Origin of the sequence: Paraglaciecola sp. 2405UD69-4, assembly GCF_047525415.1 — a bacterium.
Taxonomy (GTDB): domain Bacteria; phylum Pseudomonadota; class Gammaproteobacteria; order Enterobacterales; family Alteromonadaceae; genus Paraglaciecola.
The window spans coordinates 1-25,214 of record NZ_JBLIXM010000007.1 but is presented as its reverse complement, the minus strand read 5'-3'; the positions used below and the strand labels follow the sequence as shown (position 1 = coordinate 25,214).

Annotated in this window: 22 protein-coding genes; 11 read left to right on the top strand and 11 right to left on the bottom strand. The window is 41.8% G+C overall.

Annotated features, from left to right (window positions below):
• Positions 1-27 precede the first annotated feature (27 nt).
• Genes ACMUMK_RS17290 through ACMUMK_RS17280 form a run of 3 tightly spaced genes read left to right on the top strand, consistent with a single transcriptional unit; the run spans position 28 to position 3,867 of the window.
• Positions 28-1,200: a c-type cytochrome gene (locus ACMUMK_RS17290; RefSeq protein WP_414702406.1), complete on the top strand. Its 1,173-nt coding sequence runs from the start codon at positions 28-30 to the stop codon at positions 1,198-1,200.
• A 5-nt stretch (positions 1,201-1,205) separates the two neighbouring features.
• Entirely contained in the window at positions 1,206-2,420 is a 1,215-nt protein-coding gene (locus ACMUMK_RS17285; RefSeq protein WP_414702405.1) for a serine hydrolase domain-containing protein, read from the top strand.
• A 10-nt stretch (positions 2,421-2,430) separates the two neighbouring features.
• Positions 2,431-3,867, top strand: a complete 1,437-nt coding sequence (locus ACMUMK_RS17280) for a sodium/proline symporter (protein ID WP_414702404.1) — start codon at positions 2,431-2,433, stop codon at positions 3,865-3,867.
• Positions 3,868-3,920: 53 nt separating this feature from the next.
• On the opposite strand, the gene leuD is transcribed toward ACMUMK_RS17280, so the two are convergent.
• From leuD to ACMUMK_RS17265, 3 genes are all read right to left on the bottom strand, one after another.
• Positions 3,921-4,544, bottom strand: coding sequence for a 3-isopropylmalate dehydratase small subunit (gene leuD / locus ACMUMK_RS17275; protein WP_414702403.1), 624 nt, complete (start codon positions 4,542-4,544; stop codon positions 3,921-3,923).
• A gap of 2 nt (positions 4,545-4,546) precedes the next feature.
• The gene (locus ACMUMK_RS17270; RefSeq protein WP_414702402.1) at positions 4,547-5,929 is read right to left on the bottom strand and encodes a 3-isopropylmalate dehydratase large subunit; all 1,383 of its coding nucleotides are present in this window, start codon (positions 5,927-5,929) and stop codon (positions 4,547-4,549) included.
• Between the two features lie 112 nt (positions 5,930-6,041).
• On the bottom strand, positions 6,042-6,980 hold the full coding sequence (locus ACMUMK_RS17265) for a hydroxymethylglutaryl-CoA lyase (RefSeq protein WP_414702401.1): 939 nt from the start codon (positions 6,978-6,980) through the stop codon (positions 6,042-6,044).
• Between the two features lie 151 nt (positions 6,981-7,131).
• Between ACMUMK_RS17265 and ACMUMK_RS17260 the strand changes: the two genes are divergently transcribed.
• Complete coding sequence (locus ACMUMK_RS17260) at positions 7,132-8,316, top strand: CaiB/BaiF CoA transferase family protein (protein WP_414702400.1); 1,185 nt, start codon at positions 7,132-7,134, stop codon at positions 8,314-8,316.
• Positions 8,317-8,409: 93 nt separating this feature from the next.
• Here ACMUMK_RS17260 and ACMUMK_RS17255 read toward each other — a convergent pair whose 3' ends face one another.
• Together ACMUMK_RS17255 and ACMUMK_RS17250 are read right to left on the bottom strand one after the other, a co-directional pair.
• A complete protein-coding gene (locus ACMUMK_RS17255; protein WP_414702399.1) occupies positions 8,410-9,156 on the bottom strand; it encodes a hypothetical protein in 747 nt (248 codons plus the stop codon).
• 31 nt (positions 9,157-9,187) lie between these two features.
• Entirely contained in the window at positions 9,188-10,381 is a 1,194-nt protein-coding gene (locus ACMUMK_RS17250) for an FAD-dependent oxidoreductase (protein ID WP_414702398.1), read from the bottom strand.
• A gap of 183 nt (positions 10,382-10,564) precedes the next feature.
• On the opposite strand from ACMUMK_RS17250, the gene ACMUMK_RS17245 reads away from it, so the two are divergent.
• On the top strand, positions 10,565-11,815 hold the full coding sequence (locus tag ACMUMK_RS17245) for an MFS transporter (RefSeq protein ID WP_414702397.1): 1,251 nt from the start codon (positions 10,565-10,567) through the stop codon (positions 11,813-11,815).
• Positions 11,816-11,876: 61 nt separating this feature from the next.
• Here the strand turns inward: ACMUMK_RS17245 and ACMUMK_RS17240 are convergent, their stop codons facing one another.
• The 4 genes from ACMUMK_RS17240 to proB all read right to left on the bottom strand — a co-directional run bounded on the left by ACMUMK_RS17240 (position 11,877) and on the right by proB (position 16,308).
• Positions 11,877-12,341: an HAD family hydrolase gene (locus ACMUMK_RS17240; protein WP_414702396.1), complete on the bottom strand. Its 465-nt coding sequence runs from the start codon at positions 12,339-12,341 to the stop codon at positions 11,877-11,879.
• Positions 12,341-13,657, bottom strand: a complete 1,317-nt coding sequence (locus tag ACMUMK_RS17235) for an amidohydrolase (RefSeq protein WP_414702395.1) — start codon at positions 13,655-13,657, stop codon at positions 12,341-12,343. The genes ACMUMK_RS17240 and ACMUMK_RS17235 overlap by 1 nt, the downstream gene beginning before the upstream one ends.
• A gap of 268 nt (positions 13,658-13,925) precedes the next feature.
• Positions 13,926-15,176 (bottom strand): glutamate-5-semialdehyde dehydrogenase, encoded by a 1,251-nt coding sequence (locus ACMUMK_RS17230; protein ID WP_414702394.1) that lies wholly within the window; start codon positions 15,174-15,176, stop codon positions 13,926-13,928.
• A gap of 34 nt (positions 15,177-15,210) precedes the next feature.
• Positions 15,211-16,308: a glutamate 5-kinase gene (gene proB / locus ACMUMK_RS17225; protein ID WP_414702393.1), complete on the bottom strand. Its 1,098-nt coding sequence runs from the start codon at positions 16,306-16,308 to the stop codon at positions 15,211-15,213.
• 299 nt (positions 16,309-16,607) lie between these two features.
• Here proB and ACMUMK_RS17220 point away from each other — a divergent pair, with 299 nt between their 5' ends.
• The gene (locus ACMUMK_RS17220) at positions 16,608-19,070 is read left to right on the top strand and encodes a M1 family metallopeptidase (RefSeq protein WP_414702392.1); all 2,463 of its coding nucleotides are present in this window, start codon (positions 16,608-16,610) and stop codon (positions 19,068-19,070) included.
• 2 nt (positions 19,071-19,072) lie between these two features.
• Positions 19,073-19,576, top strand: coding sequence for a DUF6702 family protein (locus ACMUMK_RS17215; RefSeq protein WP_414702391.1), 504 nt, complete (start codon positions 19,073-19,075; stop codon positions 19,574-19,576).
• 282 nt (positions 19,577-19,858) lie between these two features.
• On the opposite strand, the gene ACMUMK_RS17210 is transcribed toward ACMUMK_RS17215, so the two are convergent.
• A complete protein-coding gene (locus ACMUMK_RS17210; protein ID WP_414702390.1) occupies positions 19,859-20,185 on the bottom strand; it encodes a DUF6482 family protein in 327 nt (108 codons plus the stop codon).
• Positions 20,186-20,543: 358 nt separating this feature from the next.
• Positions 20,544-21,128 (bottom strand): hypothetical protein, encoded by a 585-nt coding sequence (locus tag ACMUMK_RS17205; RefSeq protein ID WP_414702389.1) that lies wholly within the window; start codon positions 21,126-21,128, stop codon positions 20,544-20,546.
• A gap of 275 nt (positions 21,129-21,403) precedes the next feature.
• Between ACMUMK_RS17205 and ACMUMK_RS17200 the strand changes: the two genes are divergently transcribed.
• The 4 genes from ACMUMK_RS17200 to ACMUMK_RS17185 all read left to right on the top strand — a co-directional run bounded on the left by ACMUMK_RS17200 (position 21,404) and on the right by ACMUMK_RS17185 (position 25,074).
• Positions 21,404-22,243, top strand: coding sequence for a DUF3014 domain-containing protein (locus ACMUMK_RS17200; protein WP_414702388.1), 840 nt, complete (start codon positions 21,404-21,406; stop codon positions 22,241-22,243).
• A 15-nt stretch (positions 22,244-22,258) separates the two neighbouring features.
• Positions 22,259-22,804: a DUF1285 domain-containing protein gene (locus tag ACMUMK_RS17195; protein WP_414702387.1), complete on the top strand. Its 546-nt coding sequence runs from the start codon at positions 22,259-22,261 to the stop codon at positions 22,802-22,804.
• A gap of 55 nt (positions 22,805-22,859) precedes the next feature.
• Positions 22,860-24,116: an amidohydrolase family protein gene (locus ACMUMK_RS17190; protein WP_414702500.1), complete on the top strand. Its 1,257-nt coding sequence runs from the start codon at positions 22,860-22,862 to the stop codon at positions 24,114-24,116.
• A 202-nt stretch (positions 24,117-24,318) separates the two neighbouring features.
• On the top strand, positions 24,319-25,074 hold the full coding sequence (locus ACMUMK_RS17185; protein WP_414702386.1) for a class I SAM-dependent methyltransferase: 756 nt from the start codon (positions 24,319-24,321) through the stop codon (positions 25,072-25,074).
• The last annotated feature ends 140 nt before the right edge of the window (positions 25,075-25,214 follow it).

The following is a 25,214-nucleotide window of genomic DNA, read 5'->3' as shown; positions in this document are numbered from 1 at the left end:
ATAATAATTCGAAGCACAGGAAATAAAATGACAACTGAAAATAAATCTGGTGGATTTCTCGAACAAGTAGGACTGTGTTTATCGGTCTTGTTTTATGTATTGTTTGCTTGGCACCAATGGTGGTCTGGGGTGTCGCCCCGCTTGATACGAGGCAGTGCCGAGCGTGATGCCATTCATCATGCCCATCTAAGTATAGGTGCTACCTTATTTGTCATCTTAGTGTTGATGCTGGCCATGTGGTTATTCAGACCGGGAGCGAGTATTCTCGAGCGTTTAAAGGGGGCATTTTCCACAGTTACCCATACCGCTATTTCATTGTTTTTTATCTTTATGACTTTCGCCATGTTGTGTGGTTTAGCACAAGCTTGGGCTAAAGGCGAAGAGACACCATTTTTAGGTGTGTTTAAGTTACCGCATTTTTTGGATTGGTCTTGGAATACAGCAGGTTATAACCATTCTGCGTTTTCTAACATAGCCTCAGCTTTGTTTTTGGGCATAGTATTTGTGTACTTGTTTACGCACTTACGTAGGTATGTCAAACCAGGTGTTGCTGTCGCTATTCTTCTTATCGTGCATTTACTTGTTAACTTACCTAAGCCGCCTTCTTTACATCCTATTGCAGCCTTTGGAACTTATGTATTAATACCAAGTTATTACTTAATTGCACTGGCTCTCTATAGTTGGGCAAAACACCGTAGACTAGTTTACTGGCCTGTTTTTGCTGTGTTTATTGGGTTCTTTATGTATTTACCTTACTTTGCATTTAAGGTGTTGCCCCCTTGGCACCAAAAAGCTGCAGCAGAAACCGTATTGGTTGAGTCTACAGAAACCTTGGTTGCAGCCCGTCCACAAGCTGAAATATTTGCTACGCCAGAAGCTTTAGCATCTGCTAAAGATGAAGCCACTTGGTGTACACAATGTCATAACGCGACAGAAAGTGACACCCATCTACTTGGGCCAAATTTAGTAGGCGTGTTTAATCGCCAAGCAGGTACGGTTGAAGGCTATGGCCGCTATTCAGAAGCAATGATTAAAAAAGGACTAGAGGGTGTGTTTTGGACCCGCGCTAATTTATCGGAATTTTTGCTTCATGGACAAGAGTTTATTCCGGGCAATTTAATGAATCAGCAAAGTGATTTGTCAGATCCTGAGAAGCGAAATCAAGTCATTGATTATCTTGAATATATTTCGTCTAAGTAGCTATTATGAAACTATTTTTTAAAGTTATTCTGGGGTTGCTGCTACTCGTTAGCCTAGTATCTGCTGGCTTGTATTTTCAGGACCCTTTATTTTGGAAACGTTATTACTTAATTGTTGCTGGTAAAGGTGTTTTACCCCAAGAGGGTTGGAAGGGCTCCGAGTTTAAAGTGGGATCAGGAGATCACACTTTATTTGAGCTGGTGGACCAAGCTGACAGAAGTATTTCTGATGAAGCCTTAGCTGCGATAACTGAGTTTGCGGCCGATCGTAAAACCAGTTCTTTATTGGTTTGGCATAAAGGCAAGCTACAGCTAAGAGAGCATTTTCAAAACTTTGACTCCGATTCTCTTATTGTGGGTAAAAGCATGGCGAAAATGGTGGCGGGTGTTGTGATTGGCCGCGCCATCAAAGATGGCTATATTCAAGGTCTAGACCAACCAGCTGCGGCGTTTATAACTGAGTGGCAAGGCACAGAAAAAGCTAAAATTACCATACGCCACCTATTACAGATGACGGCAGGCTTCGAAAAGTTTTATACCTTGGATATGAGCCCCTTTAGTAATTTCACTCGCTCTTACCTAGCAGGTCATAATGAGGATGTCATTATTAATGACTACGAGCTTATCGATGAGCCGGGAACAAAATATGACTATAGCCAAGCGGTTTCCGATTTGCTTGGTGTGGTATTAGAGCGAGCCACAGGAAAACCTTACGGACAGTATCTTTCAGAATCTTTGATTCAACCACTACATGCACAAGGTGGCGAGGTAATGATGAATCGTCCAAACGGGCTAGCCCATTCCGGATGCTGCCTATTGTTGCCATCAGAAACTTGGTTACGCATTGGAATATTTTTAATGGATCAGGGCGTGATTGATGGTACGTCATTATTCCCAGATGGTTGGATGCAAGAGTATCTGCAGCCATCGCCTGCTAACCCTGCAATGGGTTTACATATTTGGCTAGGTGAACCTTATTTATCAAAACGTTCATGGACAGAAGTAGGTGAACCTAAAGGGTTTGGCGTGATACACAGCGAACCCTATCTGGCGAAAGATTTATTTTTGTTTGATGGTAGCGGCAACCAGGTGGTGTACATCATTCCTTCAGAGCAACTCGTTATTGTTCGCACAGGTGGGTTTAGTTGGACCCCTGGGAAAGAATGGGACAACGCCTACATTCCTAACACAGTGCTACGTGGTATTAAGCACCTAAAATGAGCTGAATCTTATGTCAAATGCAAGTTATATTCTTATCGTACTGGTTTTGTATAAGATTTTATTGCTTGGCATAGGATTTTGGGCTCAAAGGCGGGTGAAGACGACTGATGACTTTTTTCTTGGTGGAAGAGGGTTAGGGCCGTTTGTTGCGGCGGTAAGTTACTCGGCGAGCTCTTCTTCTGCTTGGAAACTACTTGGTTTTAGTGGACTAGTAATGGTAGTTGGCATGTCTGCGGTCTGGCTCATATTAGGCAGTATTTTGGGCATGTTGTTATCTTGGTATTGGCTTGCTCCTAAAATGTTTTCAAAAAGTCGTGAAAACATGGACTTAACTATTATTGATTTTTTAAGTACCGGAAGTCATGGCAAGGGCAAAAAATTCATAGTTTTCACAGCATCAATTATCATATTGGTGTCTTTTACCCTCTACGTTGCTGCTCAGTTTCAAGGAGCAGGAAATATGTTTTCTGCCACCTTTAATTTGCCATTAACCCAAAGTATTGTGATTGGCGCTTTTATAATATTTTTATACACAGTGCTAGGTGGCTTTTGGGCAGTTAGCGTTACCGATGCCCTTCAAGGTGTGATTATGGCATTTGCTACTCTAGCCTTACCCATTGCCGCGGTAGTGGCCCTTGGCGGGCCAATTGCTTTTATAGACACCTTATTGTCTGTGGCGACACAACAACAACTAAGCCTTACCGGTGGCAATATAATGTTATTAGGTGCTGGAGTAATAATAGGGAATTTAAGCGTGTCTGTTTCCTCATTTGGCCAGCCTCACATGTTGGTGCGCTTTATGGCGCTACGAGATGAAAACGCCATTAAAACAGGGCGCCGTATTGCAATAGTATGGTACTTAATCGTAGATATTGGTGTGATGATAGTTGGATTGTCTGGCTTAGCTATGCAAACCCAAGTGGACAACCCGGAAAACCTATTTTTCGTGTTAACGAATGAGCTGTTTCATCCCGTTGTAGCTGGCTTGATTATCGCAGCTGTGTTATCTGCGATTATGTCAACGGCCGATAGCCAATTGTTAGTTAGCGCTTCTGTGGTATCCCATGATTTAGGGCTTGCTAAATATGTAAAGCTCTCAGCACTGGTGGTTTCAAGGTTAAGTATATTTATCGTGGTGATACTATCAGTCTTAGTTACCCTATATTCTCCTGAGGCTATATTTAGCCGCGCCGTATTTGCATGGGTGGCTTTGGGGGCGTCTTTTGGTCCACTGGTTATCGTCAGGTTATGTAATAGGCAGGTATCAGCTACCGCTACCTTATTATCTATGACTGTTGGATTTGTTTTGGCCGTAACCTTTTATATGCTGCCTAATACACCGGGTGACTTTTTAGAAAGAGTGGTGCCTTTTGTACTTGCTTTGACCATAGCATTTTACGGCTCTGAGCCAGAAATGGGAAAAGGCATGCATATTTTTAGGGCTTAAAAAGTGTGGGTAACCCCGGATTAAAGCATGTTTTCAAAGGTTTGGTTGGTGGCTTAAACAGGGAGGTATGCCCAAGGGCGTACTTGGCGATCAGATTCTGCAAAGCTGTCGATTTTATCGTTAAACTGCAAAGTAAGATCAATAAAGTCCCAGCCATTTAACAGCATTTGTTGGCTGTAATCTTCTAGTTCAAACTCAAATTTGTCCCCGTTTATACAAATAACCTGACGGGCTTCTAAATCAATACTTAAGCTAGTATCTTGCTCAAGGCTTTGGTTAATTGAGTGGATATCCTCTGGTGAAAGTACAATAGGTAATAATCCATTGCGGATGCAGTTATTACGAAAAATACTGCCGAAGCTTTGAGCTATGATGGCTCTAAACCCATACTCGACCAAAGCCCACACTGCATGCTCTCTTGACGAACCACAGCCAAAGTTTTTATTACTAATTAAGATAGTTGATTTGTCATAGGGTGGTTGATTAAGAATAAAATTAGGGTTTATGCCTTTTTTCTCTTTGCCTTCATAAAGGTATCTTTGGCCTGAAAACAAACCCTCGGCTAATCCAAGTTTAGATACTTTTTTCATTTCTCTAGAAGGGATAATTTGATCAGTATCAATGTTGTCACTTAACAGCGGTAAGACTATACCTGTGTGCAATATAAACTTTTGCATATTTACAAATACCTTCTACAGTCGACTATTTTTCCTTCGATTGCGGCAGCGGCAACCATCATAGGGCTAGCTATATGTGTTCTAGCACCTCGGCCTTGCCTACCTTCAAAATTTCGATTGGTTGTGCTGATAATTCTTTGTCCTTCACTGAACCCTTCCCCACCGGCGTAAAAACACAGTGAACAACCAGGCTCGCGCCATTCAAATCCTGCATCTTTAAATACTTTATCAAGCCCCAATGCTTCTGCGGCCTCTTTTATTTTGGCTGAGCCCGGTGTGCAAACGGCCTTAACATTTTTATTTACCTTATGACCCTTGAGAACACTTGCTGCGGCTTGTAAGTCAGATAGGCGGCCATTAGTACAAGAGCCTATAAATGCCCCTTGTACTTCTACCCCTACTAAAGATTGTTCAGGGCTAAGGTTCATATATTCTGCGGCTCTTTGCAGCGCAGTATCTTCAATGACAGGGATACGGTCGGTGATAAAAACAGAATGGCCTGGACTGGTACCCCATGAAATCATTGGCACAATGTTAGAGCAGTCCAATGTCAGCTCAATATCAAACTTTGCATCAGGATCACTACTGAGTTGTTCCCAATACTGTTTAGCTTGCTGCCATAGGGCGCCTTTAGGGGCAAATGGTTTATCTGCAATATAATCAAAGGTTACTTGGTCTGGGGCGATTAAGGCTGTAAACCCCGAAAACTCAGTGGTCATATTGCACAAAGTAAACCGTGCTTCCATACTCAATGAGTCGATAACAGGTCCACAATACTCTATCGCCATACCTTGGCCGCCAGATGCAGTATAAGTGCGGATAAGGTGCATAATTAAGTCTTTACTGCTGACGCCAGCCTGTAGTTCGCCTTCAAAGCGTACTCGCATTTGTTTAGGTTTTTCTACTCGTAGAGTTTCTGTTACCAGAGCATGTTCGCAGTCACTTGTGCCTATACCCAAAGCTAACGCACCTAATGCGCCTAAAGTGCAGGTATGACTATCAGGGCAAACTACTGTGAGCCCGGGTAAGGTTATTCCTTGCTCAGCAGACACTACATGGGAAATACCTTGATCCGCATCATTGATGTCAAATAAGCGTATTCCCAAGTCTTGAGCGGCTTCGCGGGTCTTGGTAATGAACTCTGTGCCACCAGGCATAAGTGTGTTGTCATTTCTTCCTGGAAAGGTATCAATAATATGATCCATGGTACAAAACACATGTCTTACGTTTCTGATCTTGCGGTGGCTGTGTTGCAGACCTGTAAGTGCGATTCCCCCCGTCCTTTCATGTAAAAACACTCGGTCAATATAAAGAAGCTCAGAGCCATCTTTAAGTTGCGTTACCTTATGTTGATCCCATAATTTTTCGAAAAGAGTACTTTGCATAAATTGACTTCTAGTTGATAAAACATGACCTAAACACTATAAAGATATATTAATATATCATTATGTGTGTGGCTTGGCTAGTTTTTCCTCTATGTAACAAGTATTTGCGTTATCAACTGCCCTGAGAGCCAACAAACCCTTTAGGTAAACCGGCGTCTGGGGTAAAGCCATACAAGGGCTCAGCCGGTAATGCCTGTTTGAGAATATCTCTAACAAGTAACAACTTGGGTAAATCAATACCTGTTTCAAATCCCATGGCTTGTAACATAAAGACTAAATCTTCGGTGACTATGTTGCCGCTAGCACCAGGGGCAAAAGGACAGCCTCCTAATCCACCCATTGAGCTATCAATAGTTTCAATACCAGCTTCTATTGCCGCCAAAGCATTTGCTAAGCCTAGGCCCCGCGTATTGTGTAGATGCACTCCGGTAAGCTTGTCATTTCCTACACATGACTTAATACCATTTACTAAGCGTGTAACTTGAGCTGGGTTAGCATAGCCAGTGGTGTCTGACAGCCCTACTTCATCTGCACCGGCTTCGATTAGCTTTTCAGCACTGCTTAACACTTTTGACTCTGCAACCACGCCCTCCAAGGTGCAGCCAAATGCAGTAGACAAGCTAGTTTCAAAATGTGGCCGCTGCGCTACTGGCAGTTGAGCAATGTATTGGCTAATTTTAGCGACTTCTTGTATTACCTCTTGATGGTTACGTCTTAGGTTTTTTAAGCAGTGGGTTTCGCTAACTGAAAATGGAATAGATAGCTTGTGTACGCCTGCCTCAATAGCCGCTACCGCCCCTTTAAAATTAGGGACTAATGCAGCAACCTGTAGGCCTTCAATAGCAATTGCATAACGTACAATTTCTGCGGTATCCGCTAGTTGCGGAAACAAGCTTGCAGGTACAAAAGAGCCCACTTCTATTTCTTTTATACCGCAGTCAGCCATAGCTTTTATCCAGCGTTTCTTAGCCTCTGTTGGCATGATTGTTTTGATACTTTGTAGGCCATCGCGGGGGCCTACTTCGCTGACTAAAATATGTTTTTTGCTCATTTATACCTGTCCCCTTTTATGTAGAACTTATCGCTAAGGAATTTTATGCTTTGCACTCATAAGCATAATGATATACTATTATATCATTAATATTCATTCTTATCTAGGCTCTTAGTTTTGGTCTAGGTTTTCATTTTGTGTTGGAGAGCCAATGGGAACTAATCAGCAAGCACCACTTAGCGGTATTCAAGTTGTCGAATTTTCACATATGGTTATGGGGCCTTCTATTGGCCTTATTTTGGCGGATTTAGGGGCTGACGTAATAAAAGTAGAGCCTGTAACGGGTGACAAAACCCGCAATCTCAAAGGTTCAGGTGCGGGTTACTTTGCAATGTATAACCGCAACAAACGCAGCATTTGTTTAGATATGAAGTCAGACGAAGGCAAAGAAGTCGTCAATAAGTTAGTAGCAAAAGCTGATGTAGTTATAGAGAACTTCAGGCCCGGTGCACTAGAGAAATTAGGCTACGGCTACGAAGTATTGAAGCAAACTAACCCTAAGCTAATCTATTGTTCAGCGCGAGGCTTTCTAAAAGGGCCTTATGAAAATCGCACTGCACTGGACGAAGTGGCGCAAATGATGGGTGGACTTGCCTACATGACAGGGCCAGTTGGACGACCATTACGTGCGGGTGCATCTGTCATTGATGTGATGGGAGGCATGTTTGGGGTAATAGGTATTTTAGCGGCACTTGAAAAGCGCCATAGTAGTGGTGAAGGTCAGAATATCACCAGCTCTTTATATGAAAGTACGGTATTTTTAGTGGGCCAACATATGGCTCAAAAAGTCGTGACTGGTCGCCCTGCTGATCCCATGCCTGCGCGTATCTCTGCTTGGGCAATCTATGATGTGTTTGATGTTGCAAATGGTGAAAAGCTATTTGTGGGTGTGGTAAGTGATTCTCAATGGAAAATCTTTTGTGAAGACTTTGGGTTTACTGAGTTTGCTGCAAATCGCACTATGGATACAAACTCTGGTAGGGTTGATTTACGTAGTGAGATAATCCCTATTGTGGCTGCGCGTTTTGCCACATTAAGTGTTCAAGAGTTGTCATCTAAGCTTGCCAAAAGTGGCCTACCTTATGCACCCATTACTAAGCCTCAAGATTTATTCGATGATGTACATTTAAATAATTCTGATGGCTTAATTAATGTGGGGTTACCTAATGGCTCACATGCAAAGTTACCTGCTCTGCCTATTAGTATGAGTGATGAGCGCTTTGGGCTGAAACGTGATGTACCTAGTATCGGGGAGCACTCTAAAGAAATACTCGAGCAATTAGGATTAACCGAAACACAAATTGAAGATTTATATAAAAACGGAATAGCAGGTTAGTTGTAGTGGTTAAAAAGACTTACTCCATATGGGGTAAGTCTTTTTTTAGGGGGTGTTTCCAACTCCATATGTTGCGGAGTTGAAAATGACTTTTTAGTATTTTTCTAGTAAATTTCCAAAACCATACACTTTATCTTGCATGCCGTTTTTGCGTAACGCATGCCAATAAGTGGCGGTATTGATAGCGATAACAGGCTTGTCTAGCCATAGCTCTGCAGCAGCGGCTAACCTAACCATAGATAAGTTAGTGCCCACTTGGAGTAGCGCGTCTACATCATCACCATCCAATTTTTTTAACGTATTTACTAAGGTTCGTTCGCTGACTTGAGAGATTGCTGTCCATGATGGGCAGCGCAAGCACTCATCACGAACAGTTTCAATACCATAATCACTTAAGTATTGGCTAACCTGTTGATTAGCAACCGGATAATAAGGAGACAAGAAGGCTACTTTTTTAATATTTCCATAAGCTTGAATCGCCGCTACTAGGGATTCGGAGCCCATTGTGAGTTGGATGCCTGCGGCATCTTCCACGTTTTGCTTCCATTTAGCCCCACCTTCAGCCCCACCATAAAACGTCACTGCCGACATGCCCATCACTAAATGGTCGGGCTGGCAGGTCATCACACCTTTTACGGCAGCTAAGGTATTGTCAGAAATCTCTAAGGTACCCGCCATAAAACTTTCGTCACTTAATGCCTGAGCATCTTCAACTATGATACGGCTATAATGATTGGTTACCCCTGGTACACGCATATCATCAAAGTCAGGCTGAACTATAGTGTTAGTTGAAGGCCCTAATACACCAAATGTTTTACGCCAAGCTTGTTGGTCTTGCATGATTACTCCTCATTACGGTTATCACTAAAATTTACTTTATTGAGCGGGCATCTTCTAAGCTACTGAACATGCTTTGGCGTAATAAGAATTCTCGCCTTTTAACTGGGTCTTCTTTAAATTGACGCATTTCAATTAGACGCTGTTTTTGACCTTCGCTCATACCGTGTTCTAGTAATGCTTTGTTTTGTTTGGTTTGTGCCTGAATAAAGTTGAGTGTGACTGTTCTACGCTGGCGATCGAACAAGTCTAATAACTCTGGGTCGTGGCCTTGTGCCAAACAGGTCAGTAATTTTTCACATAGGTTCCAAGCATCATGGATCCCGCTGTTCATGCCAAACCCTCCTAGAGGGTTATTAAGGTGTGCTGAGTCACCTACTAAACATACTCGGCCATGGTTGAATTTAGTTGCCACACGTTGATGAACACGGTAAATAGTTCGGTGCTGAGTTGTTACGCCTGTTTCCCCTGTTAACCTTTTAAATACATCATCCTTGTATTCTTCTGATAACAAAAATTCGTCACTTTGGTCTTCTGAAGCAGGTACTAAAATACGCCATACGCTAGGAACTCTCAGTAATACCAACCACTCTTCTGGATCTGATACATAGTTAACGTAAGCCAGATCGTCGATATAGTGTTTTAATTCAAGTTTGGTAGACAGAGTTAAGAATTTTTCTGGGTAAGTGAAACCTTCAAATTCTACATTAAGCCATTTACGAATGATGGAATTACCGCCGTCTGCGGCTATTAGGTATTTACCTTTTAGGTGAACCATTTCATAGGGGGTTTCTAAGGCCACCTCAACGCCATCATCATTTTGTGTAAAGCTAGTAACACGATGATTAAACAACACTGTTGCATTTGGATGAGCCTCAAGCTTTTCTGCCAGCATAGAAGCTAAAACATGTTGTTCACACTGCACACGGTAAGGAAACTTAGTCATGTCACTTAGTTCACTTAAGTCAAATTCTATGACCTCTTCGGTTTGGCGTTCTCGGAAATGGTACTCAGGGGCTTTTAAACCACGCTTGATCAATTCGTCTGCAATTCCCAGCTCATCTAACATTTCTAATGTTGGAGGATGAAAAGTTGAAGCCCGTAGGTCTTGAGCGCAGTTGGGACCAGCTTCACATATAACAACATTAATGCCTTTCGTTGCTAAGTAATACGCAGCGATTGTTCCTACTGGTCCAGCGCCTGCAATAATAATTTGAGTTTGTTCCATTTTTAAAACCACCTATATCAAAGTTGTTCACTAAGGTAGAGACTTTTTCGACTGAGTAATTTGTGTTTTACTTCGTTGAAAAAGCGATAATTAAATTTGTGCTAGCTATATGCTGGCTTAATGATATATTAATATATCATTAATAACTATTTCTTAAAACAATAAAAATAACAAGAGGTGTCTATGCAATCCAAATATAAAGAATTTAGCTACGCATGGAGAATCGTGTTGGCTTCTGCCGTAGGGATCGGTTTAGGTATGTCACCTATTCCTATTTATACTTTAGGGGTATTCGCAGGCCCTTTATCCGCTGAGTTTGGCTGGGGGATTGACAAAGTATTCTCTGCTTTACCGATTTTGACTCTTTGTGCATTGGTGTTAAGCCCTCTTGTTGGCCTGTTAACAGATAAAATTGGCGCCAGACGTGTCGTCATAGGCTCTGTGGTAGGCTTTAGTGTTGGTTTAATGCTGCATGCTGTTAACCAAGGTTCATTGGCACTGTATTTAACTTTATGGGCCTTAGTGGCTCTGTTGGGGGTGGGGACGCTTCCCATAACATGGACCCGGGTCATTAATAATTGGTTTAGCGAATGTAAGGGGCTGGCTTTAGGTTGTGCCTTAGTGGCTACTGGGTTATTCGGAATTTTTGTCAAATTTTATGTGGCTTTTTTAATAGACGCAGTTGGCTGGAGAATGGCATTTGTGGGTTTGGGAATATTACCTTTAGTAACCTCCTTGCCTTTAGTTTACTTTTTGTTTCGGGATGTAAGCGATCCTAAAGTGCCTGCAGCTCAAAAGAGAATATTAGCCGATAAACCAAGCCAAGTTGTGTCGGGTTTACTTGCCAGTGAGGCCTTTAAAGATTGGCGTTTTTGGCTAATGTCAGCGTGTTTTGTTGCTATATCTTTTGGGGTGGGTGGGCTTATCCCAAATTTAGAAAGCCTGTTTAATAGTAAAGGCTTTGAGCAAAGCGATGCGGTAATTTTGGCAAGCTTAATAGGTGTTTCTGTTGTGGTTGGTAGGTTATCTGGTGGCTTTTTAATTGATAACTTTTGGGCTCCGGGCGTAGCCGTTTGTATGCTTTTGGTTCCAGCTGCATCTTGTTACTTTTTAATTCAACCAGATTTAACTTTTACCGTTGCTGCCATTTCAGTGTTGCTAATTGGATTAACTGCTGGGGCAGAACAAGATCTGATGGCCTTTATGGTCGCCCGTTACTTTGGCATGAGGAGTTATGGGGTTGTTTATGGTGTCTTGTATAGTTGTTTTGCATTAGGTGCCGGCTCCGGCCCTTGGCTTTTGGGTAAAGAGTTTGCGACTACGGGTACCTATGACAATGCTCTAGTTTATATCGGGATTGCCTTTGTGGCGGGGTCATTACCTTTATTGTTGCTGGGTAAATACAGAGACTTTTCCACATCAAAAGAAAGTTAACATCCTATCAATACAGCCTAATGCTCTAAATTAGGCTGTATATCGCTTCTATTTTTTCACCTTAAACTAGATAAGATAAATCCTCTATTGCGGTTATTTTTGCAGGCACCTGCTTACGCTGGTGGTTAAACCATATTGCCTGTATACCCGCGTCCATAGCTGGCAATACATCTCTTTCTAATGAATCGCCTACCATAATCACTTGCTCTCGATTAACGCCTAACTTGTTTACGATTTTTTGGTAATAGCTTGGGTCTGTTTTACCAACACCTAGGTTTTCACGGCAAAAAATATGCGTTAAATAACCGCTTAAACCAGCACGGGTTAAGGCAAGGCGTATTTCAGCTTCACTTGAGTCCGCTGCATTGGTGGCTAAATGGCAATTAGCTTGTTGTGATAACCGCTCTAGGCAGGCCACAGCACCTGGTACTACTTTTACTTCAGGCCAGTGGCACATAGGGCCAGTTTGATTAGGGATGTCCACCATAAGGGTGTCACCCCAATCAAACAGGTAATGCTTAGTCATTACTTTTTCATAATGTTAATAGCAGCATTCGTTAATGCTTGGCTGGCGGTATTGATAACGGCTTTGGCCTCTGGTGCCCAGAATGGGCTATGTAAAGAAGGAAGTGATGCTTCGCCTTTTTGTGATTTTTGCCACGCATCATGGGGTACGCCGCCCACCCAAAAAATAACACTTTGAATAGACTTATCAGCACGGTAAAAGCGTCCAAAATCTTCGCCGCCCATAACCGGTGGTGATTTAATGACTCTGTCTTGCCCAAACTGTTTGGTAAACAATGTTAATAATTCTTCACTCAATTCTTTGGTGTTATAGGTAGCAGGAGTGTATTCATCTTTTAGTTTAACAACAGGCATTAGGTCTTCTGGCATACCTGCGACTATGGCCTCTCCCTTTGCAATGCGAGCTATACCATCTAAAAGGGCTTGTCGAGTTTCGTCAGAATAGCTGCGAATAGTAAGTAATAGTTTGGCTTCATCAGAAATTATATTGTGTTTAGCCCCTGCATGAAAACTCCCAACTGTAACTACTGCTGCATCTTGTGGGTCTAATTCACGGCTCACTAGCGTTTGTAAAGAGCCTACAATACGGCTTGCTAAAACGATAGGATCTTTTGTGGTGTGTGGATAAGCACCATGACCGCCTTGGCCTTTTACAATAATATCCACACTATCAACATTGGCTAATGCAAAACCTGGGGTTAAGCCTATGGTGCCAGCGGGTAAACCAGCGGAGTCATGGAAGGCTAGGGCATAGTCAGGCTTAGGAAAACGCTCATATAAACCGTCATTTAACATGTCTCTGGCGCCTTTGCCTCGCTCTTCAGCGGGTTGCAGTATCATAACTAGCGTGCCAGACCATGAATCCTTCATAGCTACTAGAGCATTGGCGGTACCCACCCAAGATGTCATATGGGTGTCGTGACCACAGGCATGCATTACCCCAGACTCTATGCCATCTTCTGTTGTGGCTCGTTCTTTTGAGGCAAAAGATAAACCTGTTTGCTCTATTACTGGCAAGCCGTCCATATCTGCGCGGATCATTACCACAGGACCTGGCCCATTTTTATATACGGCAACCACACCTGTTCCGCCAACCTTCTCTGTTACCTCAAAACCTAATGCTTTTGCATGTTTGGCAAGTTTTGCCGCGGTTTTTACTTCAAATCCGCTTAGCTCAGGGTGAGCATGTAAATCTTCATATAGGTCCATTAGCCTAGGTAGCTGAGACTCTATTTGTTTGCTTATTTCATCTGCGTAAGCTGGTAGGTTACTGCCAACTAACAACAACCCAGCGGTGATCAGGTGTTTTATTTTCATGTTTTACCTTTTTAATTATTTGAAATTAGCAATAGTTAAACACTGAGAACAACTACAGTGTGATGTAACAGAGTTTGTGAGGTTATTTATACAACAAAATGAGAAAGGGGTGTAGTTATACCAATCAAGGTTGATAATTGCTCCCTCAGAATATACCCAGCGGTTTTTGAACAAGGTGTGTCGCTATGGTATTAATTAATGCAGGAAAATAAAGCAAACTTGCTAGCGGCGTTAGGGTTGTCGCTAACAAGTTAAGATAGTTGGCAGTTTATGCTCTTACTTCACCATCACCCATGACGATAAATTTTTCAGTGGTGAGTGACTCAGCGCCCATTGGACCATAAGCATGTAATTTACTTGTTGAAATACCAATTTCAGCACCTAGACCAAGTTGGCCGCCATCAGAGAAGCGAGATGATGCATTTGCCATGACTACAGCAGAGTTTATACGACGTATAAATTCTTGGGTTTTAGAGTAATCTTGGCTGGCAATTACTTCGGTGTGGCCAGAGCTATATTCTTCGATATGCTCTATGGCTTGCTCAAAGTCTGGTACCACCTTAATTGCTATTTCCATGGCTAGGTATTCGGCATGCCAATCATCTTCAGTGGCAGCTTGTGCACCTACAAAGTATTCAATGCTGTTTTCACATGCGTGAATCACAGTGTTGTGCTCTGCCAATAATGCTGCTGCTTTTGGTAAAAAGGTTGCGGCAATATCTTTGTGGACGAGTAAGGTTTCTAAAGAGTTGCATACGCCGGTCCGTTGGGTTTTGCCGTTTTTCAACAAATTGATAGCTTTGGCTTCATCAGCAGCGCTATCTACATAAAGGTGACACACCCCTTTGTAATGTTGAATAACAGGGATACGACTGTTTTCTGAAACAAAACGTATTAGCCCTTCTCCGCCACGGGGAATAATTAAATCTATGGACTCGTTAAGGGTCATTAATTCATTCATCACTGCGCGGTCTGTATCAGGCACGACTACTACCGCAGCTGGATCAAGTTGGTGTTTTGCCAGTGCAAATTTAATGCACTCAGCTAGTGCTAAATTTGAATGTACCGCCTCTTTACCACCTCTGAGTACCACAGCATTTCCTGCCTTTAAACATAATGCCGCTGCATCTATGGTAACGTTAGGGCGAGACTCGTAAATCATGGCAATTACGCCAAGGGGAATACGCATTTTCCCCACTTGAATACCGCTAGGCATACGCTCAATTTTAGAAATTGAACCTACAGGATCACCTTGCCCAGCGATTTCTAATACTGCGTTGGCAATGCCTTGAATGCGCTCAGGATCCAGCGCTAGGCGGTCTAACATAGCGGCATCTAAGCCGTTTTCTTTGCCAGCGGCTAAATCTTTAGCGTTTGCCACTAAAATGCTATCTGTATTTGATATCAAAGACTCGGCGATATCAGTTAATAATTGATCTTTCTGCTGAGCATTTAGGTTTGCCACTTGACGGGCTGCCTTCTTCGCTTGCTTAGCAGCTTCCGTTATAGAAAAACTCATAATGTGTTTGCTTCCTTTAAAATAGTTTCTTGAATTACAGTAGTACTAGGTCATCTCTGTGAACGATAACTTCACCTAGGGTGTAACCTAGGGTTTCTTCTATTTCACTACTGTTTAAACCTTTAATCTGCGATAGCTCGGCAGCACTATAAAGTGCTAATCCTTTGGCTATCACCTTCTTTTTATAGCTAATATTGACGGCATCACCAGATTCAAACTTTTTAGTTGTACTGACTATACCTGGCGGCAGTAAAGATGCGCCTTTTTCGAGCAAGGCTTTTGCTGCGCCCTCGTCAACTCTAATAGTGCCTCTTGGCTTCAATGTATATTTGAGCCAGTTACCTCTTGCACTGTGGTTGCTCTCTAATGGCGTAAATGATGTACCCGCCAACTCACCTTTTGCTAATGTGGTAAATACGTTTTCGTCACGGCCATTTACTATTAGCGTTTGAATACCAGAGCTCACACATTTTTTAGCGGCTTGTATCTTAGTGTACATTCCGCCAGTTCCAGAAGACGAGCCAGCGCCACCTGCTAAATCAAATATGCTTTGGTCGATACTAGTAACCAAAGGCATTAAACTCGCATCCGGGTTTTTCCGCGGATCTGCGCTATATAAACCATCAATATCGGTACAAATGATTAAAGTATCGGCTTCAGAGACAAGGGCCGTATATGCCGCGAGATTGTCATTATCGCCTACTTTCAATTCATTAATAGCAACCGTATCGTTTTCATTAACGATAGGTATGATTTGGTTTTTTAATAATTCACGAAGAGTATTTTTGATATTAACGTAACGAGTTCGATCGTGAAGATCATCCGACGTTAATAGAATTTGCGCGCAATCGCTTGCGAATAATTTTGCCCAGTTGGACATCATTTCCATTTGCCCAATGGCAGCCATTGCTTGTTTTTCTGCAATGGAAGGTCGGTGGTTGTGGGCTATTTTGCCCTTACCTGCAGCTACACTGCCTGACGACACTAAAATAACTTCTTTTCCTAGCTTACGGCTATCAGTTATAAACTGAGCTATATGGGCTAAATATTTTGCACTACACTGATTATCAGATGGAGCAATTAAACTGCTCCCCACTTTTACAACGGCTCTTTGCCATTCGAGTTTTTTCATCATCCCCCCTTCAAATTTAAGTATATTAAGGGTACGTCAATCAGTTTAATAAACAAGCTGATGTTGTTATAAGCTATGGTATAAAAAAAATTTAAGGGTTTTATTATCCACCGTTCTTTATGCAAAAACGCACATTTTTAATATAAAAATAAAACAAAAGGGTCTTAAAAATGACAGATTTGCAACCGTACTTTTTATCCTAGATGAGATAATATAACAATCGTTTTTTGGCTAAAGATAATCGTAGAAAAAATTCTGGTCTCTAAGCGCTTCACAACATATAACCATCAGGGAAATCAATGTTAAAACAATTCATTACGGTAGCCATGCTATCTCTGTCAGCTATTGCTTCTGCAAATGCTGCTATTAACCAAACAAAAGGCGATTTTGAAGATAAATTTCGCCAATTAGATGAATCATTACCCACACCAAATGTTTACCGAAATGCAGCTGGTGAACCCGGCCATAAATATTGGCAACAGCAGGTTGATTATAAAATTAAGGCTAAACTAGATGAGCAAAAACGCCGTATAGAAGCTAGTCAAACCATTACTTACCATAATAATTCCCCGGATACCCTTAAGTATTTGTGGATGCAATTAGACCAAAACAAGTTCCGCAATGACTCTATGTCAGCTATGACTACCACCTTTGGTGGCATTGGTAACCGTGGTCCTGCTACCACTGCGCCTTCATCTGGTAAAGCGGCTCAGCTTAGTTTAGATGCGCTGCGTCGCCAACAGTTTACTGAAGACAACGTGCTAGGGTACGACATCAAGTCAGTGACTGATAAAAGTGGTAAGAATCTTAAGTTTACGATTGTAGGTACCAATATGCGTATCGACTTACCTAGCTATTTAAAGCCGGGTAAAAAGCTTACGTTTAACTTAGATTACGCCTTTAACATTGTTGAAGAAGATGCTGTGTCAGCCCGTTCAGGTTATGAACATTTTCCTGATGACGAGCGTGAAGGGGGCAATGACATTTTCTTACTTGCCCAGTGGTATCCTCGTTTACATGCCTACACAGATTACGAAGCTTGGACCAATAAAGAGTTTATCGGCCGTGGTGAATTTACCCTAGAGTTCGGTAATTACGATGTAGAATTAACAGTTCCTGCCGACCACATTGTTAGCTCAACTGGGGCGCTACAAAATCCAAAGGAGGTATTAACCTCTACGCAGCGTAAACGTTTAGAGCAAGCTGAAGATGCTGAGCGTATCGTCTTTATTGTTACTGCTGATGAAGCTTTGGAAAACGAAAAAGAAGGAACGGATAAATCTAAAACCTGGAAATTTAGTGCTAAAAATGTCCGAGATTTTGCTTGGGCGTCTTCTCGTAAATTTATGTGGGATGCCCGTGGCCATCACCAAGATGGTGACGACCAACCTCTAGTTATGGCTATGTCGTTTTATCCTAAAGAAGGCGGTGATTTATGGAAGAAGTATTCAACTGAAGCCATCATCCAAACCTTAGAAGTCTATTCTCGTTTTTCTTTTGATTATCCATACCCTGTAGCCCAGTCTGTTAACGGACCTGTAGGCGGCATGGAATATCCAATGATTACCTTTAATGGCCCGCGTACTGAGTTACAAAAAGACGGTAGCCGCACATACTCTCAAGCTGAAAAACGCTTCTTAATTGGTGTGGTTATCCATGAGATTGGTCATATTTATTTCCCTATGGTGGTTAACTCTGATGAGCGCCAATGGACTTGGATGGATGAAGGGCTTAACAGCTTTTTAGATGGTGTAGCGGGTCGTGAATGGGATCCTACTATTCCTTGGGGTGTAGAGCCTCGTGATATTGTTGATTACATGAAGTCGTCAACGCAAGTGCCTATCATGACTCAGTCAGACAGCGTCTTACGTTTAGGACCAAATGCCTATACTAAGCCAGCTGCAGCGTTAAATATTTTACGTGAAACTATTTTAGGTCGTGAGCTATTCGATTTTGCTTTTAAAGAGTATGCACAGCGCTGGAAATACAAACGCCCTACTCCGTCTGACTTTTTCCGCACTATGGAAGAAGCATCAGGTGTTGATTTAGATTGGTTCTGGCGTGGTTGGTTTTACACTACGGATCACGTTGATATCTCAATTGATAAAGTATACAAGCTGCGCTTAGATACCCACGATCCTGATATTGACTTTAACCGTCTACGTCAAGAAGAGCTTGATAAGCCTCTATCTTTAACAGATGAGCGCAATAAAGCTGAAGGCAAAAAGCTTTGGGTCGAACGCTTCCCAGACATCACCGACTTTTATGACGAAAACGATCGTTTTACTGTTACAAATAAAGAGCGTAACAAGTATCAAAAGTTCTTGAGCAAACTTAAGCCTTGGGAAAAAGCCACCTTAGAGCGAGCGGTTGCAGAAGACAAAAACTACTATGTGTTAGATTTTTCAAATCATGGTGGTTTAGTGATGCCAATTATACTTGAATTGGAGTTTGCTGATGGCTCAACTGAAAACCAATATATTCCAGCTGAAATTTGGCGCAGAACACCAAAAGCTGTAAGTAAATTGATTGTCACAGACAAAGAAAAAGAGTTAGTAAGCGTTACTATTGACCCTCGTTGGGAAACTGCCGATGTTGACGTCAGTAACAACCACTATCCACGCCAAATCATACCTTCGCGTATTGAAGCGTATAAACGTAAGAAAAGCACTAGCAAGGTATCTCGAGATATTATGCAAGATATCAAAACAGAAGCTAAGTCTTATGATGAAAATACTGCTGAAGACGATGATTCAAACTAAGTATGAGTAATTTTGTAAAACTACTAGTGGGAGCGCTGTTATTGACAGCGTTTTCGCTAGCAGCACATCAACAAAAAACCTCAATAAGTACTGTTTTGTTTAACCCAAGAACTAATAACATTGAAGTGATGCACCGTTTTAGGGTTCATGATGCTGAGCATGCTGCTAAAGAAATTTTTGGCAAAGATGCAGATATGATTGACTCTGAAACTACTCAACAAGCATTTAGTAATTACGTGGATGCCCGCTTTAGTTTGTTTGATAGCCAAGAGCAAGTCATAGAATTAAAAGTGGTTGGTCATGAATTAGAAGGCAACTATTTTTGGGTTTATCAAGAGACGACACAACCAGCAAAATTAGAAAACCTTACAATACGCCATGACGCTCTGCGTGATTTATGGCCAGAACAAGTGAATACCATAAATGTTGAAGGCAAAGGAAAGTTACAAACCTTAACCTTTGCAGACTCGGTTGAGCTTTTAAAGGTGTCTTTGAACCAACATTAACACACTGTAGATTACAATTAGCCTTTGGACTTAAGGTTAAGGGCCAATTGTATTCTGCATATTTTTTAGATTATTCCCAAAGCTTGATCTAGATCATAAACAAGCGCCATTCACAGCTTAAACTTTAGTCATGACATAAAGTCATTCTTAGAGGAGAAAGCTAATGTGGAATTTAATTTTAAGTGACCCAGTTGCATGGGGATCAATTTTAGGTCTAGGTGTTGTTGTTTCATTATGCAGCTATTACGCTTATTTGTTTATTCATAACACCAGTCAAAATCTTTAGAGTGATTCACGAAGTGCAGGGCTGCCCATGTGAAAAGGCAAAAAGCATGCTTTTTGTGCCGACTCCGGGTTGCCTATCATTTCATCATAGGGTGATTCGTGTAACATTTGCGCAGTTAACACTTTGCAATTCTCGAATGCTTGGCGAACCTCTTGACTACTAACAAAGCGCTTGGGTTTGTCATCGTCATAAACAAAACCGATATCACTTCCAATTTCCAGCTCGACTAAATAAATGCTCATTTCGTATGAGTGCACCGTAAGTCTATCTATCACTGTTTTATTGAGTTCGATTGTATTTAAATTGAATTTACAACGGGCCATTATCGTTAACCTAGTTACGTAATTTATTACCATTACGATTAACTTGTTAGTTTGGTTCAAACCTAATACCAATCCATATCGATAATTGAGCACTTAGAATGCATCTAAAGGTTTTTGAAAAAGACGTAGGTGTGCAACAAAAAGTTATTCCCTTTTAAGTACCCAAAACGCAGGGCAAAGCCTAGAGCATTCCTTTTAGGTGAGTTTAAAATGGGCTTACTTTCTGTGTTGCTAGCACTCAAAGATTACAAGTATTGCTTCATTCAAGGGCCTTGATGAAGCATATTTTAACTCTCGCTGAGTGACCACTTAGCAATGCAGCTTAGTATAAGCTGCTACCCCAAGATAAGCCCTCGGCTTAATCGGTATATCCCCAAGGTGCTTTGGGTGCAGCAATGGCTTGAGTCAAATCAAAATCGACTCTGAACTCTCGCCCTTCTCTAACTAAGCGGTAAGTAAAGGTGTTTGGGTAGATGAATATTTGCCAAGTATTAGTGATGGACTGAGGTAAGCCTTGATTGACAAAAAGTGCTTTTGAATAGTGGTCTGCCGGAAACGATTGAACCTGATTAAAGCCTGCATCTAGGGTGTGGCCACCATACATAGTGACTGGATCACTGGTGCCGTCTTTATGCCTGTGATCATGTTTAAGGCTAAGGCCACTGCCTGTTTTTTTAATTATCCAAGTGCGAGAGGCATTGTCACCCACGTAAAAGGGAATTTGTAGTTCGCTGCTATTACAACGGCGTACATACATAACTAGGTCGGTATCAAATGCTGCACTGGGTTGATTGTCTACCGTTACTTTGCCATTAAATGCTTTGCCGCAGTGTTGGGCAATACTATTGAAAAAGTTTTCGTGGCTTGCCACAGAAACCGGTGCAGAATTGGCAATAGCAGAACATAAACTTGCCAAAATTATGGCTGCATAGGTTTTTAACATAGTGAGTTTTTGCGCTGAAAAAGGCTGGTAACCTCATTCTACAGACTCTGCACATGCTTACAATAGAGGGTGGATTTCCGTTATGTTTTACTCAAACACATAATTATTATGACAATCAGGGGAGTAATATGAGCTTTGTCTTAGTCTACCTAGTAAGTGCCTACGTATTTTAAACACTATCTAACTGGTATTGGCTAATTTACTGACTACTGATATCAATTAAGACAAATTTTGAGTAGGCTAATGTCTAACGGGTTTTGATAGGAAATAACATTATGAATGATAGATTTAGCAAATCATTAGTCCCCCATTTTACTATTGCTGCAATTATAGTTTTAGTTTTACTCATTATATATTTATGGCCTTCCGAGCCAGAGACGTTTACGCCTAAACCTGAGGTAGTAACCACAGTTGAGCCAGTTGAAACCTTACCTATTGATGATCCTGTAGATGAAGATACCTCAGAATTTGAAGCACCTGAGCAGATGAACGAGTTTGTAGAGGCTGAGCCTGAACCAGAGCCAGAAGTCATCCCCGAGCCTGAACCTTTAGATGTAAGCGATGGCACGGTCAAAACCAAGTTACTGACACTTACCGACTACGATGCCTTTGCCCGTTTGCTAATTAATGATGCCCTGTTAGAGCGATTTGTAATTATGACTACTACCTTAGCGGACCAAGACATAGCTGCAAATAACAGATTACTTAGCCAACCAGAAAAGCCATTTCGTACCTACAGGCAGGCAGATAAGGAATGGATTGACCCTGCAAGTTACAAACGTTATACCCCTTATGTAGATGTGTTTGAGTCCTTAGAGGCAGCATCTTTAGTAGAATTGTATAAGGAGTACAAGCCTGCAATTAACGATATCTTTGCGGAAATTGGCAGTCCCTACGATAGCTTTGATGACAAGTTATCTGATGCCATAGACATATTATTAGATACGCCAGAAGTGCCGGTACCAGTAGAGGTGTATACAGACAGTGTTATGTATAAGTACTCAGATGAAAGAATCGAGTCTTTGTCTGCCCCGCAAAAACAACTGCTGCGCACCGGACCTGAAAACATGCGCCGAATTAAGGCTAAGCTAAGAGAAATCCAAGCCTCTTTGTAAGGGGCTTAGTTATCCATGACAAGTTTTGATTTAGCTGCTTTTCAAGAGCAATTTAAGGCTCAAAGAAGCACCTTGCCGCCGGTAGAAAAATGGGACCCAGATTTTTGTGGCAACATAGACATGGAAATAAAGCATGATGCTAGTTGGCAATATATGGGTAGCCCAGTTAGCCGTTCTGCACTAGTGAAACTTTTTGCGAGCGTGTTAAAACGCGAAGGCGAAAACTACTATTTAGTCACGCCAGTGGAGAAGGTGGGCATTAAAGTAGAAGACGTTCCTTTTATTATTACCCAGTGGCAACATGAAGATAGTAAGTTGGTACTTACATCAAATGTAGGCGATGTTATTAAGGTGGGAGTGGATAATCCAGTTGAGTTACTTGCAGACAAAACAACTGGCTCAATTTTACCCTATGTGCTAATCCGTCGAAATTTGTGGGCGCGCTTACACCAAAACGTGTTTTATCAATTAGCCGAATTAGGTGAAGAACAAGACCTAGACGGGGTAACACATTTAACCCTTAAAAGTGGCAAATACTCCTTTAGTTTAGGGACATTTTAATAGGACTAAGATCTTGAATAGAAAAATTATAACGCTGGGCATAGTATTCACTAGCATGTTGCACCCTTTGCTAACAGCAAGCGCTGCTACCCTTATTCATGCTGGTAGTGTGATTGATAGCACCTCGAATAAAGTACAGTCGAATATGACTATAGTGGTCGACAAAAATACCATAGTTGCTATCAATAAAGGCTTTACTGAGCCGCAAGCTAAAGACACAGTTATCGATTTATCAAATCACACCCTAATGCCAGGTTTTATGGATATGCACACCCATTTATCTAGCCAGCATAACGGCCCTTCTAGCTATGTTGAGGGGTTTACTTTAAATGAAGCAGACTTTGCGATTAAGGGCGTTATGTATGCTGAAAGAACCCTAAAGGCAGGCTTTACCACAGTACGCAATTTAGGTGATGGGTATAACGAAACCGTAGCGCTGCGTAATGCCATTAACAAAGGAATAGTCAACGGCCCTAGAATTTACACAGCAGCAAAATCCATTGCAACCACTGGCGGCCATGCCGACCCAACCAATGGCACTTCGCAATCTATTATGGGTGACCCCGGCCCAAAAGACGGTGTTATCAACGGTATCGCAGATGCCCGTAAAGCTGTGCGTCAGCGTTATAAAGATGGTGCAGACTTGATAAAGATAACCGCGACAGGTGGTGTACTCAGTGTCGCCAAAAGTGGGCAAAATCCACAATTCATGGACGATGAACTTGCAGCTATTGTTGAGACTGCCAAAGACTATGGCATGACGGTAGCCGTTCACGCCCACGGTAAAAAAGGTATGTTGCGGGCTATCAAAGCAGGTGTGACATCAATTGAACATGGCACCTTTATGGATAAAGAGGTGATGACACAAATGAAGAAGTATGGCACCTACTACATACCTACTATTATGGCGGGTAACTGGGTGGCTGAAAAAGCTAAAATAGATGGATTCTTTCCGGAGTTGGTGCGACCTAAAGCGGCGTCTATTGGCCCATTAATTCAAAAAACATTTGCCAAAGCTCATAAAGCTGGGGTGAAAATCGCCTTTGGCACAGACTCGGGTGTTTCAGCACATGGTGATAATGCCTTAGAGTTTGTTTTGATGGTTGAAGCTGGTATGCAGCCAATAGAAGCGATACGCGCTGCAACACTCAATGCAGCTCAGTTATTACAAATTGAAGATACCTTAGGAACAATAGAAGTGGGCAAGCTCGCAGACTTGGTGGCTGTAAAAGGCGATCCTCTTGCTGATATTTCACTACTGCAAGATGTGAATTTTGTTATGAAAGACGGGCAGGTCTACAAACATATGTAGGCTTTAACTAGGTGAGTGTCACAATAAGAATTGCCATAAACTGAACCAATTTTTTAAATCAACCAGTAAACAAATGCATAATATTTTACTTGAAAGTCTTTTTATTCTTTACTGGTCTTTTAAGTGTTAAAACAGAACTTAACGCAGCAAAAAATATACTATGTATGCAAGTTAACCCAATTAACAGCAATGGAGTCACACAATGAAAACCAGTTTAGTTTTATTAGCCACGCTACTTGTTAGCGCTAACACTTTAGCGGCTAATAGCTTTGATGCTACATCAGAAAAAATAAAGAAAGCCTTAGCTTCAGATATTAGGACTGAAGCAGAGACTGTTCGCGACAAAAACCGTAAAGCATTAAAAACATTAGAATTTTTTGGTCTTCGTGATGACATGAAGATTATTGAGCTGATACCTGGTGGTGGCTGGTATAGTAAGATTCTTGCTCCAGTGGTTGAGGAAAAAGGCCAGTATTACGCAGCCATAGGCACCAGCCGTGTTGAAAAGTTACTCGATAAGCCTGGTTTTAAAAATGCAAAAATAGTCGCTAAAGACGCAAATTTTTATCGCAAAGAAGGAGCTAGTTCTTACTCGTTATCTGGTGATTCACTAGAAGTTACGAACCTAGATATGGTGTTAACCTTCCGTAACTACCATAACTTTGGTGAAGACGGGCGCCGCCACATGAATGAACTTGCTTTTGAAGCGCTTAAGCCTGGCGGTATCTACGCCGTTGTTGATCATACAAGACGCCATATGGAAGCCGATGACCCACATAACGGACGCCGTGTTGATCCTGTTTTAGCTATCAAAGAAATACAAGAAGCTGGATTTGAACTGGTAGATTACAGTACTTTACATTACCGTGCTGACGACGAGTTACGTTACGAAGTGGGTGTACGTTCTGTCACTGGTAATACTGACCGTTGGACTCTTAAGTTTCGTAAGCCTAAATAAGTTTGTTCAATTAATCGTGTTTGTCCCGTCCTAAAATACGTTGACGGTTTTAATTGAAGGCCAGTAGCTTTTGCTCCTGGTCTTTTTTATGCACTTGGTTTGGTGTTTTCATTCCTAAACTCAAGTGCGGCCTCAATTCA

Bases quoted from the DNA above. Each gene is read 5' to 3' on its own strand.
- ACMUMK_RS17290 (WP_414702406.1), top strand. From the start codon at position 28: ATGACAACTGAAAATAAATCTGGTGGATTTCTCGAACAAGTAGGACTG.
- ACMUMK_RS17285 (WP_414702405.1), top strand. From the start codon at position 1,206: ATGAAACTATTTTTTAAAGTTATTCTGGGGTTGCTGCTACTCGTTAGC.
- ACMUMK_RS17280 (WP_414702404.1), top strand. From the start codon at position 2,431: ATGTCAAATGCAAGTTATATTCTTATCGTACTGGTTTTGTATAAGATT.
- leuD (WP_414702403.1), bottom strand. From the start codon at position 4,544: ATGCAAAAGTTTATATTGCACACAGGTATAGTCTTACCGCTGTTAAGT.
- ACMUMK_RS17270 (WP_414702402.1), bottom strand. From the start codon at position 5,929: ATGCAAAGTACTCTTTTCGAAAAATTATGGGATCAACATAAGGTAACG.
- ACMUMK_RS17265 (WP_414702401.1), bottom strand. From the start codon at position 6,980: ATGAGCAAAAAACATATTTTAGTCAGCGAAGTAGGCCCCCGCGATGGC.
- ACMUMK_RS17260 (WP_414702400.1), top strand. From the start codon at position 7,132: ATGGGAACTAATCAGCAAGCACCACTTAGCGGTATTCAAGTTGTCGAA.
- ACMUMK_RS17255 (WP_414702399.1), bottom strand. From the start codon at position 9,156: ATGCAAGACCAACAAGCTTGGCGTAAAACATTTGGTGTATTAGGGCCT.
- ACMUMK_RS17250 (WP_414702398.1), bottom strand. From the start codon at position 10,381: ATGGAACAAACTCAAATTATTATTGCAGGCGCTGGACCAGTAGGAACA.
- ACMUMK_RS17245 (WP_414702397.1), top strand. From the start codon at position 10,565: ATGCAATCCAAATATAAAGAATTTAGCTACGCATGGAGAATCGTGTTG.
- ACMUMK_RS17240 (WP_414702396.1), bottom strand. From the start codon at position 12,341: ATGACTAAGCATTACCTGTTTGATTGGGGTGACACCCTTATGGTGGAC.
- ACMUMK_RS17235 (WP_414702395.1), bottom strand. From the start codon at position 13,657: ATGAAAATAAAACACCTGATCACCGCTGGGTTGTTGTTAGTTGGCAGT.
- ACMUMK_RS17230 (WP_414702394.1), bottom strand. From the start codon at position 15,176: ATGAGTTTTTCTATAACGGAAGCTGCTAAGCAAGCGAAGAAGGCAGCC.
- proB (WP_414702393.1), bottom strand. From the start codon at position 16,308: ATGAAAAAACTCGAATGGCAAAGAGCCGTTGTAAAAGTGGGGAGCAGT.
- ACMUMK_RS17220 (WP_414702392.1), top strand. From the start codon at position 16,608: ATGTTAAAACAATTCATTACGGTAGCCATGCTATCTCTGTCAGCTATT.
- ACMUMK_RS17215 (WP_414702391.1), top strand. From the start codon at position 19,073: ATGAGTAATTTTGTAAAACTACTAGTGGGAGCGCTGTTATTGACAGCG.
- ACMUMK_RS17210 (WP_414702390.1), bottom strand. From the start codon at position 20,185: ATGGCCCGTTGTAAATTCAATTTAAATACAATCGAACTCAATAAAACA.
- ACMUMK_RS17205 (WP_414702389.1), bottom strand. From the start codon at position 21,128: ATGTTAAAAACCTATGCAGCCATAATTTTGGCAAGTTTATGTTCTGCT.
- ACMUMK_RS17200 (WP_414702388.1), top strand. From the start codon at position 21,404: ATGAATGATAGATTTAGCAAATCATTAGTCCCCCATTTTACTATTGCT.
- ACMUMK_RS17195 (WP_414702387.1), top strand. From the start codon at position 22,259: ATGACAAGTTTTGATTTAGCTGCTTTTCAAGAGCAATTTAAGGCTCAA.
- ACMUMK_RS17190 (WP_414702500.1), top strand. From the start codon at position 22,860: ATGTTGCACCCTTTGCTAACAGCAAGCGCTGCTACCCTTATTCATGCT.
- ACMUMK_RS17185 (WP_414702386.1), top strand. From the start codon at position 24,319: ATGAAAACCAGTTTAGTTTTATTAGCCACGCTACTTGTTAGCGCTAAC.